At 71.7% G+C, this 13,219-nt stretch carries 9 protein-coding genes; 5 read left to right on the top strand and 4 right to left on the bottom strand.

Annotated elements, in window-relative coordinates; all coding sequences use genetic code 11:
* Positions 1–84 precede the first annotated feature (84 nt).
* A complete protein-coding gene (gene rplI / locus WAT24_RS13310) occupies positions 85–534 on the top strand; it encodes a 50S ribosomal protein L9 (protein ID WP_336808381.1) in 450 nt (149 codons plus the stop codon).
* Between the two features lie 105 nt (positions 535–639).
* Here the strand turns inward: rplI and WAT24_RS13305 are convergent, their stop codons facing one another.
* Positions 640–987, bottom strand: a complete 348-nt coding sequence (locus tag WAT24_RS13305) for a hypothetical protein (RefSeq protein ID WP_336808380.1) — start codon at positions 985–987, stop codon at positions 640–642.
* Positions 988–1,201: 214 nt separating this feature from the next.
* Between WAT24_RS13305 and WAT24_RS13300 the strand changes: the two genes are divergently transcribed.
* Positions 1,202–1,891, top strand: a complete 690-nt coding sequence (locus WAT24_RS13300) for a VIT1/CCC1 transporter family protein (protein ID WP_336808379.1) — start codon at positions 1,202–1,204, stop codon at positions 1,889–1,891.
* A gap of 74 nt (positions 1,892–1,965) precedes the next feature.
* Positions 1,966–2,796, top strand: a complete 831-nt coding sequence (locus tag WAT24_RS13295) for a DUF3014 domain-containing protein (protein ID WP_336808378.1) — start codon at positions 1,966–1,968, stop codon at positions 2,794–2,796.
* A 57-nt stretch (positions 2,797–2,853) separates the two neighbouring features.
* Here WAT24_RS13295 and WAT24_RS13290 read toward each other — a convergent pair whose 3' ends face one another.
* Entirely contained in the window at positions 2,854–3,753 is a 900-nt protein-coding gene (locus WAT24_RS13290) for an NAD(P)/FAD-dependent oxidoreductase (protein WP_336808377.1), read from the bottom strand.
* 325 nt (positions 3,754–4,078) lie between these two features.
* Between WAT24_RS13290 and WAT24_RS13285 the strand changes: the two genes are divergently transcribed.
* Together WAT24_RS13285 and WAT24_RS13280 are read left to right on the top strand one after the other, a co-directional pair.
* On the top strand, positions 4,079–6,649 hold the full coding sequence (locus WAT24_RS13285) for a response regulator (protein WP_336808376.1): 2,571 nt from the start codon (positions 4,079–4,081) through the stop codon (positions 6,647–6,649).
* Positions 6,650–6,814: 165 nt separating this feature from the next.
* On the top strand, positions 6,815–8,080 hold the full coding sequence (locus WAT24_RS13280) for a diguanylate cyclase domain-containing protein (RefSeq protein ID WP_336808375.1): 1,266 nt from the start codon (positions 6,815–6,817) through the stop codon (positions 8,078–8,080).
* A gap of 9 nt (positions 8,081–8,089) precedes the next feature.
* Here the strand turns inward: WAT24_RS13280 and WAT24_RS13275 are convergent, their stop codons facing one another.
* Together WAT24_RS13275 and WAT24_RS13270 are read right to left on the bottom strand one after the other, a co-directional pair.
* The gene (locus WAT24_RS13275) at positions 8,090–10,297 is read right to left on the bottom strand and encodes a putative bifunctional diguanylate cyclase/phosphodiesterase (protein WP_336808374.1); all 2,208 of its coding nucleotides are present in this window, start codon (positions 10,295–10,297) and stop codon (positions 8,090–8,092) included.
* 83 nt (positions 10,298–10,380) lie between these two features.
* Complete coding sequence (locus WAT24_RS13270) at positions 10,381–13,215, bottom strand: PAS domain-containing protein (RefSeq protein ID WP_336808373.1); 2,835 nt, start codon at positions 13,213–13,215, stop codon at positions 10,381–10,383.
* Positions 13,216–13,219: the final 4 nt, after the last annotated feature.

Raw genomic sequence — 13,219 nt, 5'->3', positions numbered from 1 at the left:
ATGGGGAGAGGGGGCTCGACGACCCAGTTCGGACAACCTCCACGGCTGCGCCGGCCTCACCGGCGCTAACGAAAGGAAAGACCCATGGAACTGATTCTTCTCGAGAAAGTCCGCGGCCTCGGCAATCTTGGCGACAAGGTCAAGGTGAAGCCGGGCTACGGTCGCAACTACCTCCTGCCGCAGGGCAAGGCGGTGCCGGTCACGGCCGCCAATCTCGAAGCCTTCGAGAAGCGCCGCGCCGAGTACGAAGCCAAGGCCAACGCGCTGCTGTCCGATGCCGAAGCCCGCAAGGCCAAGCTGGAAGGCACCGAGGTCACCATCACCGCGCATGCCAGTCCCGAGGGCAAGCTGTACGGCTCGGTCGGCCCGCGCGAGATCGCCGAGGCCCTGGAAGCGGCCGGCCACAAGGTCGGCAAGGGTGAGGTGATCCAGGGTGAAGGCCCGATCCGCAACACCGGCGAGTACGAGGTGACGATCGCCCTGCACGCCGACGTGCAGACGCAGATCAAGGTGATCGTGGTCGGCGAGAAGTAAGCCGCCCCATCCCGCTTGACGAAAGGAACGGGCGCTTCGGCGCCCGTTCTTCTTTGGGCCCCGGCAGGCCTCCCGCAACCGTCCCGGTCCTCGGGCCGGGTGTGGTCAGCGTCCCCGGCTCGGTGGCGTGATCACCTTGTAGGGGAGCTCGAACGGCTCCAGCGGCGCACCGCCCGAAGGGGCCGCCTGCATGCCGGGAGCGCCTCCGGTGGCGGCATCGCCCATGCGGTTGCCCTGCTCGGGCACGGCCGCGCCGCTGCCCAGGCTGGGATCGGCCGCGCTGCCGGCCATCGCGCCCTGGGCGGCGTCGTTGACGGTGCCCGCCTGTACCCCGCCGGTCGCACCGGGGCCAGCAGGGCTGCCGGCACCCATGCCGGTGCCGCTGCCGCTGACCGCGGGGTTGGCGGTGGTGCCGGTGTCCGGGCCGGGACCGGTAGGCGTCGGCGTGGGCATGGCGTTTTCTCCGGAAGCGGGATGCCCGGATACTGAGACGATCGCGGTGACCGCGCCGTAAAGCCGCCAGCCGCTTCGCAGCGCGGAGCGGTGCGCATCTCCGGCCTGTGTTCCCGCTCCGACGGTCGGGCGCTCCCGGTATCGTTGGCGCAGGGTTCGACCGCCGTGCGGCGGGCCGGCTATGCTCGCGCAGGACCGCAACGGGGGAGAGCGCATGCGCCGCCATCGGGAAACGCACCGGACCGGCCACATGGGCTGGCTGCGCGCCGCCGTGCTGGGCGCCAACGACGGTATCGTCTCCACCGCCAGTCTGGTGATGGGGGTGGCGGCCGCGCAGGCGGACCGGCACGCCGTCCTGGTCGCCGGCATCGCGGCGCTGGTCGCCGGCGCCATGTCGATGGCGGCCGGCGAATACGTCTCGGTGCACTCGCAGGCGGACAGCGAGCAGGCGGAGCTCGCCCGCGAGCGCGAGGAACTGGCCAGCAGTCCGGATGCCGAACATCGCGAGCTGGCGGCGATCTACGTGGGCCGCGGACTGGAGCCGGCGCTGGCGCGGCAGGTGGCCGAGCAGTTGATGGCGCACGATGCGCTGGACGCCCACGCGCGCGACGAACTGGGCATCACCGAGGTGCTCAAGGCTCGCCCGCTGCAGGCCGCGGCGGCCTCTGCCGCGAGCTTCGCGCTCGGCGCGGTGCTGCCGCTGCTGGTGGCGGCGCTGGTCCGTACCGCGCTGCTGGCCTGGGTGTTCGGCGTGTCGCTGGCCTGCCTGGCATTGCTCGGCGCGGCGGCCGCGCGGATGGGCGGCGCTCCCGTGGGCGTGGGCGCCTGGCGGATCGCGTTCTGGGGGGCGCTGGCGATGGCCCTGACCACGGGCGTGGGCCTGCTGTTCGGCGTGGCGGCATAGCGGCGCGACTTGCACATCGCCACCACCAGCAGTATGCAGGGAGGCGGACATCCCTCGAGAGCAGGTGAAGCACCTTGAAGAAGCGATCCTCGATCGGACAGTGGCTGGTGACCGGCGTGGTGGTGATCGTGGCCATCGCGATCGGCGTGTTCATCTGGCGCAAGGCGACGCAGGTCGAGCCGACCGCGGTCACCCGGGCGCCGGCTGCGGCGGCCAGTGCCGGGCCGGCGGCCGCGTCGAGCGCGATCCGCCATCCGATTGCGCAGGCGGGTCCCGCGCCGGCCACCACGGCGCCGTTGCCGGCACTGGACGCGAGCGATCCCAGTGTCGCCGAGGCCCTGCTCGGGATGGCCGGTGGTGACCGGCTCGGCGGCCTGCTGTATCGCGACCAGATCATCCGCCGCATCGTGGCCACCGTCGATGCGCTGCCGCGGCAGAGCGTGGCGAGCAACCTCATGCCGGTGAAGCCGCCCAAGGGCAGCTTCGTGGTCGAGCCGGCCGAAGGCGGCTTCGTCCTCAGCCCGCGCAACGCCGAACGCTACGCGCCCTACATGCGCGTGCTGGAAGGTGCCGATCCGCAGACGCTGGTGGCCTGGTATGTCGGCCATTACCCGCTGTTCCAGCAGGCCTACCGGGATCTCGGTTACCCGCATGGCTACTTCAACGACCGCCTCGTCGCGGCGATCGACGACATGCTGGCGGCGCCCGACCTGCAGACGCCCGCGTCGCTGGTGCAGCCCAAGGTCTTCTTCCGCTATGCCGACCCGGCGCTGGAATCGCGCTCGGCCGGCCAGAAGATGATGATGCGCCTGGGCCCGGCCGACGAGGCCAAGGCCAAGGCCAAGCTGCGCGCGATCCGCGCCCGGCTGACCGGGGCCTCGCTCCCGGCCCCGTCCCGCAGCTGAGGCGCTGCGCAGGCGGGGCCGGCGCGTGCACCGCCTGCGCAAGCGGCTGCCGCCGGCTCAGCAGTAGTTCGGCGGCAAGCCCCGGTGCACCGCGGTGGCCGCGATCGCCGCGTGGCCTACCGCTACGCTGATCTGGTTGAGCGCGCTGACCACGTCGCCGATCGCGTACAGGCCGGGCACCGTGGTCTGCAGGTGCGCATCCACCACCAGTGCGCCCTCGCCATCGAGTTCGGCGCCCAGGGCGGCCGCCAGGCCGGACTGGGCATCCGCACCGAGCACCGGATAGAGCGTGTCCAGGCGCAGGTGCCGGCCGTCGGGGAAACGCGCCTCGCATGCGCCCTCGGCCAGGGTCAGTGCGACGGGCGCCGGCCAGAGTTCCACGCCGGCCGCCGCCGCGCGCTCCTGCCATCGGCGGCCGGGCGTGTCCTGATCGGTGGCCAGCGCGCACACGCGCCGCGAGAAGGTGCGCAGGAACGCGGCATGGTCGATCGCCGCCTCGACCGGCGCCAGCACGCCGATCATGTCGTCGCGTGCCTCGTAGGCATCGCACACCGCGCACAGCCGCACCACGCCCTGGGCGATCGCCTCCTCGAGGCCCTCCAGGCGCGGCAGGCGATCGACGACGCCGGTGGCGAGGATCACGGTACGGGCTTGCCAGTGCCGCTCGCCGTCGCTGGCGATGAAGCCCTCGGCATGGCGCTGCAGCCGCGTGATGCGGGCTTCGGCCCGCGGCACGCCGTAGGCGTCGGCCTGCAGGCGGAAGCGCGCCAGCAGCTCGTTGCCGGCCACGCCGAAGGGAAAGCCGGGGCAGTTGTGGCTCGCCGGGATCCAGCGCGCCCGGCTGGCGCCGGCATCGGCCAGCAGCAGGTGCCGGCGGAACCGGGCGAGGTAAGTGGCGGCGGTGAGGCCGGCCGGGCCGGCCCCGATGATCAGGCAGTCGAGAGGCGCGTCGGGCATGGGTGGCTCGCAAAGTCGCGAGCATGGACCGCGCCGCCGTGAAGCGGGCGTCGCCGGGTTGCCGACGATCCAGCGCTCACAAGCCTTTGCCGGAGCGCCGACAGCGAGCCCTGCATAGTGTGATGTGCGTCACATTGTGCGGTCCGGGCGGATGCCACCGCCGAAGCCGGCGCAGGGCGCGGGTCCGGCCAGCCCGGGCGCGCCGCCATGGCACCGACCCGGCCAGCGATACGGGTGGGCAGGGACGCCTGCAAGGAGTGTGGCCTTGTCGGGATCCTTCACGCCAGCGTCAGCGGGGGGCGCCTTCCTTGCCGACGGCGGAGAGATGGGCGCGCGCATCTGCGCGTTCGACTGGGCCGCGACCCCGCTCGGGCCGATCGCCTCGTGGCCGGGCGCGTTGCGCTCGTTCGCGGCGATGATGCTGGAGAGCGAACTGCCGATCGCCCTGGGATGGGGCCCGGAACTCACCTGCCTGTACAACGACGCCTACCGGCCGTTGCTCGGCGGCAAGCCCGAGGCGTTGGGGCGACCCTTCCAGGACGTGTGGCCGGAGGCGCGCAGGCTCACCGAGCCCATGGTCGAGCAGGCCCGCCACGGCAAACCCAGCTGCCTGCGGGACGCCTGCGTCCTGCTGGAGCGGCACGGCTACCCGGAGCGCGCCTACTTCGATTACTGGATCGGCCCGTTGCGCGACGGGGACGGCAGCGTGGCCGGCCTGATCAACCAGGCGGTCGAGACCACCGAGCGGGTGCTGGCCGAGCGCCGCCAGCGTTTCCGCTCGCGGCTGGGCGACGCGCTGCGCAACCTGACCGACCCGCGCGAGGTGATGGCGGAGGCGGCCCGCCGGTTGGGCCGGCACCTGCGTGCGGACCGCGTCGGCTACGCGGAGCTCGACGACACCGGCGAGTACTTCACCGTGGAGAGGGACTGGGTGCGTGGCGACATGCCGACCGGCGTGGGCCGGCATCGCCTCAGCGAGTTCGGCCCCCGGCTGGTGGCCGAAGCCCTGACCGGCCGTACCTTGCGCGTCAGCGACCCGTTCGAGGACGGGCGGATCGACAGCGACGCGGCCAGGACGCACCACTCCCTGGGCGGCTTGCGCGCGAGCCTGACCGTGCCGCTGGTCAAGGGAGGACGGCTGGCGGCGTTCCTCTCCGTCCAGCAGCGCACGCCAAGGCACTGGACCGACGAGGACGAGGCGATCGTGCGCGAAGCCGCCGAACGGACCTGGGCCGCGGTGGAGCGCGCCCGTGCGGAAACGGCGCTGCGCGCCACCAGCGAACGGCTGAAGCTGATCCTCGAATGCACCACTGGCTACGGCATCCTGACGCTGGACCTGGAAGGGCGGATCACCCTGTGGAACCCCGGCGCCGAACAGCTGCTGGGCTGGTGCGAGGAGGAAGTCCTGGGCAAGCCGGCCGACATCTTCTACACGCCCGAGGAGCGCGCGCAGGGCATCCCCCGGCAGGAGATGAAGCGCGCCGCGGAAAGCGGCCGCGCGGTCGACGATCGCATGCACGTGCGCAAGGACGGCTCGCGCTTCTTCGCCAGCGGGCTGATGATGCCGCTGCGCAACGGTGGAGGCCGGCTGCTCGGCTACCTCAAGGTGCTGCGCGACCGTACGCTGGAACACCAGGCCCAGGAGGCGCTCGAGCGCGGCGTGGCCGAACGCACCGCGGAGCTGGCCGCCACCAACCGCCAGTTGCTGGCGCAGATCGAGGAACGCGAGCGGGTCGAGGCCACGCTGCGGCAGATGCAGCGGCTGGAGGCGGTCGGGCAGCTCACCTCCGGCGTGGCGCACGACTTCAACAACCTGCTGACCGTGATCAGCGGCAACATCGGCATCCTCGAACGCGCGCTCAATGGCCCGGGCATCGACCCGCGACTGCGCCAGCGGCTGGGCTACATGAAGGAGGCCGCCGCACGTGGCGCCAAGCTCACTACCCAGCTGCTCGCCTTCTCGCGGCGGCAGCGGCTGGAGGCCAAGGCGGTCGACCTCAACGGCATCGTGGCCGGCATGCGCGACCTGTTGCAGAGCTCCATGGGCGGTTCGGTGCAGCTGTCGATGAAACTGCAGCACGGGCTGTGGCCGGCGCTGGTGGACCCTACGCAGATCGAGCTGGTGATCCTGAACCTGGCGATCAACGCGCGCGACGCCTCCCCGGTCGGCGGCGAGCTGATCGTGGAAACCGCCAACGTGGCCTTGCGCGAGCCCGCGCGCCGGCCCGAGGAGCCCGGACCGGGCGACTACGTGATGGTAGCGGTCACCGACCACGGCAGCGGCATGACGCCCGAAGTGCTGGCGCGCGCGTTCGAACCGTTCTTCACCACCAAGGAGGTCGGCAAGGGGTCCGGCCTGGGGCTGGCGCAGGTGTACGGCTTCGCCAAGCAGTCCGGCGGTGGCGTGCGGATCGAGACGCGGCTGGGCGAGGGCACCTCGGTCAAGGTCTACCTGCCGCGCGCGGACGGTTCGGCCGATAAGGCGGAAGAGGCCGTGGCCAGTGCGGCGCGGCGTGAGCCGGAGCCGGCACGCCGCCGGATCCTGCTGGTCGACGACGACGCCGACGTGCGCGAGGTCACCGCGGCCATCCTCGCCGAGCAGGGCTACCAGGTGGTCGAGGCGGGCAGCGGCGGTGCCGCACTGGACGTGCTCGAGCGCGAGGGACGTGCGATCGATCTGATGCTGATGGACTACGCGATGCCTGGCATGAACGGCTCGGAGGTGGCGCGCGAGGCGCATGCGAAGCGCCCAGCGCTGCCGGTGCTGTTCATCACCGGCTACGCGGATTTCGCCACGCTCAGGGAGGTGGGGGACGAGCGGATCATCAGCAAGCCGTTCAGCGAGGAAGATCTGCTGGCCAAGGTACAGGCTGCGCTCGATGTGGACGTGGCCTGATCCGGCAGGCTGGCAGGCGCGCCCGTGCGCAGAGCGCAGAAGACCGCACGGTCCTGCGCTTGCGTTGCGGAGCGCCTGCCGCTTGACTCAAGCTGGTATCCGCCTGGCCGATACCGTTCCGAAGGCTTGTCCCGGAGATTCCGGGTGCTCGTGGAGGGCCTTGAGTTGAACCTGTCCGTCGTACCCGATTTCCTGGCCATTGGCGGGCTGGTCATGGTGTTCGCGTCCCTGCTCAAGCGCACGCGACAGACGCGCCTGCGCTATTGGCTGGTGGGCTGGGCGATGATCCTGGTCCACATCGTGGCGCAGATGGTCGAGCGCAACCTGTCGGCCGGGCCGGGCGCCGACGCGGCGCTGGCCGTGTCGCTCTCGATGCTGCTGCTGACCAGCGTCGCCTTCGTCTGGGCCGGCTCGGACAGCCGCCCCGCCTGGTGGTACGACCTCGGCATTACCCTGCTCGCCGCCGCTCCGGACGTCGCCTTCTTCGTGCTGGCCGCCTACGGTGTGGAGGCGCCGCTGCCGTTTCTCGGCTGCACCGTGCTCGGCCTGCTCTCGACCGCCTGGGTGTTTCGCCGCGACCGTCGCCGGCCGCGCTGGTGGCAGCCGGTCCTGGTCGGCATCTACGCGCTGCAGGGGCTGCTCGCCTGGCAGGGGAGGATCGAACAGGCGCTCAACTGGATGCTGTTCTGGCATTACCTGGCGGTCGCGTTCTGCTTCTACCGCGGCGCGGCCCGCCCGACCGTGGGCGTGCTGTTCACCACGGTCAGCTTCGTCGCGTGGGCGGCGGTGTTTCCGGTGGCCTCCGCGCTGACGCCCTGGCTGGACGGTTGGGGCATCGAGAACGAGGCCTGGAACCTGCCCAAGTTCCTGGTCGCCACCGGCCTGATCTTCACCCTGCTGGAGGAACAGATCGGCCAGGCCGAACACGCCTCCCAGCACGACGAGCTGACCGGCCTGCCCAATCGCCGCGTGTTCGCGCGCCGGCTCGAGCACGCGCTGCGGCGGGCGCGCGACAGCCGCGGCCGGATCGCCATGCTGGTGATCGACCTGGACGACTTCAAGCGCATCAACGACACGCTGGGCCATGCCGCCGGCGATGCCTTGCTGCGCTTCGTGGCGCAGCAGTTGCAGCAGGGCGTGCGCGCCGGCGACACGCTGGCGCGCCTGGGCGGCGACGAGTTCGCGGCGATCCTCACCGAGGTGGCCGATCGCGAAGCGGCCGAGGCGCGCGCCGACCGCCTGGCGCGGGCACTGGAGGCGAGTACCGACTTCCAGGGGCATCGCCTGTCGATCGGCGCAAGCATCGGCCTGGCGCTCTATCCCGACGATGGCCAGGACGAGACGCGCCTGTACGCGGCCGCCGACCGCGCCATGTACGCCAGCAAGCTCGCCCAGCGCAACGGCACCGATCCGGCCGCCGAGCCCGCCTGAGCGCCGTCGCTACGGCCGCTCGCGGGTGAGGCCGACGTCCCGCGCGGTACCGCCGGCATCGGACGACGGGCGCTGCGCCTGCGGCAGGCTGCGCGCCTGCTCGCGCTCGGCCAGCCACTGGCGGAAGCCGGCCTCGTCCACCGGGCGGCAGATCAGATAGCCCTGCAGGCCGTCGCAGCCGAGGCGCTCCAGCGCCAGCCGCTGCGCCACGGTTTCCACGCCCTCGGCCACCGCGGCCACGCCCAGCCGGTGCGCCACGTCGATGATGAAGCCGGCCAGCGGCGTGGAAGCGCTGGGATGCAGCTCGCTGACGAAGGCGCGGTCGATCTTGAGCACGTCCAGCGGCAGCCGCTGCAGGTAGCTCAGCGACGAGTAGCCGGTGCCGAAGTCGTCCAGCGCCAGCCGGAACCCGGCGGCGGCAAGCTGGCGGAGCGTGTCCAGCGCGCTGTCGAAGTCCTGCAGCAGGGCGCTCTCGGTGAGTTCCAGGGTCAGCCGCGACGGCTCCACGCCGGCGCCGCGCACCTCGGCCTCCAGCTGCGCGGCGAACTGCGGCTGGGCGAGCTGCCAGGCACTGACGTTCACCGCCAGGCGGTCGCCGAAGGCCACGCCGTCGCGGTCCCAGGCGCGGATGTGCGCACAGGCCTCGCGGATCACCCAGGCGCCCAGCGCGTGGATCAGGCCGGTCTCCTCGGCCAGCGGGATGAACACGCTGGGCGACAGTTCGCCGAGCTGCGGGTGCCGCCAGCGCAGCAGCGCCTCGGCGCCGAGCAGATCGCCCTGGCGGCTCACCAGCGGCTGGAAGTGCAGGGCGAACTGGGCCGGCATGCGCTCCTGCTCCAGCGCGGTGCGCAGGCCGCGCTCCAGCGCCAGGCGCGTGTCGGCCTCCTGCTGCATCGGTGGCAGGAACAGGCGCACGGCGTTGCGTCCCGCGGCCTTCGCGCGGTACAGCGCGATGTCGGCGCGTCGCACCAGGTCGGCCACGTCCGCCTCGCCGGAGGGAAACACGGCCACGCCCACGCTCGCGCCGGCGGCGAGGATGCGGCTGTCCACCATGACCGGTTCGGCCAGCCGCGCGACCATCCGCTCGGCCACCGCCTGCGCCTGTGCCTGCGCCGCCTCCGCGTCGCCGCTCAGCGGGCCCAGCACCAGCACGAATTCGTCGCCGCCCAGGCGGGCCAGCAGCGCCTCGGCCGGCGCCGCGGCGAGCAGCCGGTCGGCCACCGCTTCCAGCATGCGGTCGCCGATCGGGTGGCCGAGCGCGTCGTTGATGGTCTTGAAATTGTCCAGGTCGATCAGCAGCACGGCGCCGTGCTGGCGCCGCGCCAGCACCTCGGCATGCAGGTCGGCCAGCCGGTCCAGTGCACGCAGGCGGTTGGGCAGGCCGGTCAGGCTGTCGTGGTAGGCGACGTGGCGCAGGTTGAGCTCGGCGTCGCGCCGGATCTGTGCCTCCGATTCCAGCCGGCGCGTGGTCTGTTCGAGCTGCACGGTGCGCTGGTGCAACTGGGCCGCCAGCGACAGTCCCATCAGCAGCACGAAAGGCAGGAAGGAGAAGGCGTCCAGGTAGGGATAGCGGTAGCCGAGCGCATCGACCACCACGTCGCCCCACAGCAGCGCCGCGAACTGCGCCAGCAGGCAGACCGACAGCAGCGAGCCGCGCAGCGGCTCGCCGCCACGGATCTGCGCCACCGCCCGGAACAACGCCCACAGGAAGGCCAGGTAGGTCAGCGCATGGAACAGCACGCCCCAGTTCGAGATGTCGCCGGTCAGGCCGTAGAGCTGCTCGCCCCAGGGCAGCACGATGCGCCTGCCGGGCGCCAGGCTCGAATAGAACAGGGTGCCGGGCCTGACCAGGTCGAGCCAGAGGAAGCCGCCGGCCATCGCGCCCACCACCAGCTGCAGCTGCCGCTGCGGCGGGCCGCCGGTATAGGCGCGGATGAAGATCACGAAGGGCAGGAACGAGACGGCCGCCGACGCGATCATGACCCGCAGCGCCAGCGTGGCGTCGGCCATCGAGCGTGCCGTGTGCAACAGGGCGTTGCCGCCGGCGAGGATCGCGACGCACAGGCACAGCAGCGCGTAGGAGAGGTAGATCGCCTCGCGGCGCCGCCACAGGCCGATCACCGCGAACTGGGCGCCCGAAGCGAGCGCGATGCCGGCGGTCGCCAGCAGTGCAGTGGTGTAGTAGCCGAACGTGATCGGGCCTTCGTCAACCACCATGCCTTCCTCGCATGCACGGGCTGCCCATGCACGATAGCCGATGCGGGTCGGCCTGCCCAGCCGGGGAGCCGGTGACTTTCCGCCTAGGCAAAGTGCACCGGGTGCCCCGGTTCGCCCAGCGGCGCCTCGATCGTGCACACCACGCCTCCGGGCGCGAAGCGCAGATCCACCTGTCCCCCGATTTCGTGGCGCAGCCCGCGCTCGATCAGGCGGGAGCCGAAGCCGCGTCCCGAGGGCGGCCGTACCGGCGGACCGCCGGACTCGGTCCAGCGCAGGTGCAGCAGGTCGTTCACCGTCCAGTCGATGTTCACCTGGCCGCTGTCATTGGACAGCGCCCCATACTTGACCGCGTTGGTGCACAGCTCGTGCAGCACCATCGCGAAGGCCAGCGCGTGGCGCGGCGGCAGCCATACCGCGGGTCCCTGCGCGTGCAGCCGGTCGCGATGCTGGTCACGCCACGGGGCGATCGCTTCCTGCACGACCGTCTCCAGCGATGCGCCGCCCCAGTGCTCCCGGGTGAGGATGTCGTGCGCGCGCGACAGCGCCATCAGCCGACCTTCGAACTGCTGGCGGGCCTGTTCGGGATCGACACCGTGGCGGAACGACTGCGCCGCCATCGACTGCACCGTCACCAGCGTGTTCTTCACGCGGTGGTTGAGCTCGTTGAGCAGCAGGCGCTGGTGCTGCTCGTGGCGCTTGCGTTCGGTGACGTCGTTGAAGATCACCGCCAGGCGGCGCCGGCTGCCGTCCTCCAGGCGCGAGACGAACACGTCGAACACCCGGCCGTGCGTGAGCAGGCCATGCTCGAAGCGGCAGGCCTCGCCGCTGGCGACCACGTTGTCGAAGGTGTCGTACCAGAACGACGAAGCCTCCGGGAACACCTCGCGCATGGTCCGTCCGACCACGCCGCCGATACCCGTGTGCCTCACGAAGGCCGGGTTGGTGGCGAGGTAGCGGTAGTCGGACGGTGCCTCGGCGGGAGCACGGGTCTTTTCGACGAGGCAGAAACCTTCATCGACGGCATCGAACAGCGCCCGGTAGCGCCGTGCGCTCTCGCGCAGTGCGCGCTCGGCGCGGGTCCGGGCGACCACCGACCAGGTCCGCTCGGCGACGTCGCCGATCAGCGCGACCTCCTCGTCGGTCCAGTGCCGGGGGCGCATCTGGTGCACGTAGAACGCGGCGACGAAGCGGCCGTCCTTGTACAGCGGCACGCCGACACCGGCACGGATCGAGCCGGCCTCCGCGTAGGCGCGTCCGGCGCCCTGCGTGCGCGCGTCCTCCAGCGTGTCCTCGATCACCACGGTCTGCCCGGCGCGGTAGTGTGCCAGTACCTGCGGGCCGAAGTCGGACAGGCGGACGCGCCCGGCCAGGCTCGGCATCGCACCGTCGGTCCAGTCCCGTTCGACCAGGAAGTACTCGCCGCTCGGGTCGACCTCGCCGTAGCCGCAACGGCCGGCACCCAGGTGGCGGCCGAGCAGGGTGCTGATGGTCGAGACGGCACGCGCGGCGTCGGTGAGGCCGCGAACCTGGTCGCCCAGCTGCAGCAGGAACGACTGGCGTGCCTCGCCCTGGCGCAGCCGCTCCTCCATGCGGCGCCGGTCGCTGGTGTCGCGCGAGACGCCCACCACCTGCGTGATGCCGCCGTCCTCGGTACGCACCGGTCCCCACACGAACTGGAAGTAGGCCCGCACGCCACCCGGCCCGGTGAAGAACAGTTCGTCCTCCACCGTCTCGCCGGTGGCGAAGATGTGCGCGATGTGTCCGTCCAGCCGGCGCGCCAGTTCGGTTGGATAGCCCAGCTCGAGAAAGGTCTTGCCCAGCAACTGCCCGGCAGGCAGACCGAACAGGTCCCGCATCGCGTGATTGACGTAGGTGAAGCGGTGCTGCCGGTCGAACGCGTACACGTAGTCGGGAATGGAATCCAGCGTGGCGGCGAGCTGGCGGGAGGCGCCGCTCCCCGGATGCGTGGCTGCCGCGGTCGCGCTGGTCCCGCGAAGGCTGGCCATCAGGGCCTGCTGGTCGTGATCCAGTTCGGCCTGCGCGTCGGCGGCGCTGCGCAGCCGGACCAGCTCGGTGATGTCTTCGGCGCGGTGGATGACCAGCGCCACCTCGCCGTGCGGGCCGAGCACGGGCGTGTTGATGATCTTCCACCAGGTCGGCGCGCGGCCGTCGCTTCCTTGCCGCATCGCCATCGGCATGCTGTCCGGCATGCGGCTGGCCAGCACCCTGGTGAAGGATTCGTGCAGCTGCCGCTCGATGTCCTCGCCGGCGTGTGCCGCCGCCAGGATGTCGAAGACGGTCCTGCCGAGCAGTTGTTCCCGGTGGCGTCCGTCCGAGCGCAGCAGCGCGTCGTTGGCCTCGAGGATGTGGAAGTCCGGCGGCGCGAGCAGCAGCAGCGGAGCGGGCGCGGCCTGGAACAGCGCGCGGAAGTCCGGACTGAGGCCGGTCCGGTCGAGCAGTTCGCGCAACCGCCTCTCGGCCCGGCTGCGGGTGGTGGTTTCCGCCACCGTGTGCAGGGCGCCGGCGACCCGCCCGTAGCGGTCGCGGATGGCCGAAAAGGTAAAGTCGAAACGGCGCTCCTGCAGATGGCCCGCGGCGTCCTTCAGGCACACCGCCCGGTTTTCCAGGCGGGCGGCCTCGCCACTGGCGAACAGGCGGTCCAGGATCGGGCCGATCCACCCCTGCATCTCCGGCCAGTTGCCCAGCATGGGACGGCCCAGGATCGCGGGGTGGCGATCCTGTGCGATCGCGCGATAGGCGTCGTTGTAGATCTCGATACGGCGCTCGCCCCACAGGATTGCCATGGGGAGGGGCGAGGCCAGGCAGATGTCGGTGGCCGTACGCAGGTACGGCGGCCAGCCGGCGATCGGCCCCAGCGCCGTGGCGGCCCAGTCGTGCCGACGGATGCGCTCGGCCATCTCG

Origin of the sequence: Fulvimonas yonginensis (assembly GCF_037137055.1) — a bacterium.
Lineage (GTDB): Bacteria > Pseudomonadota > Gammaproteobacteria > Xanthomonadales > Rhodanobacteraceae > Frateuria_A > Frateuria_A yonginensis.
This window is presented reverse-complemented; position numbering and strand designations above follow the sequence as displayed.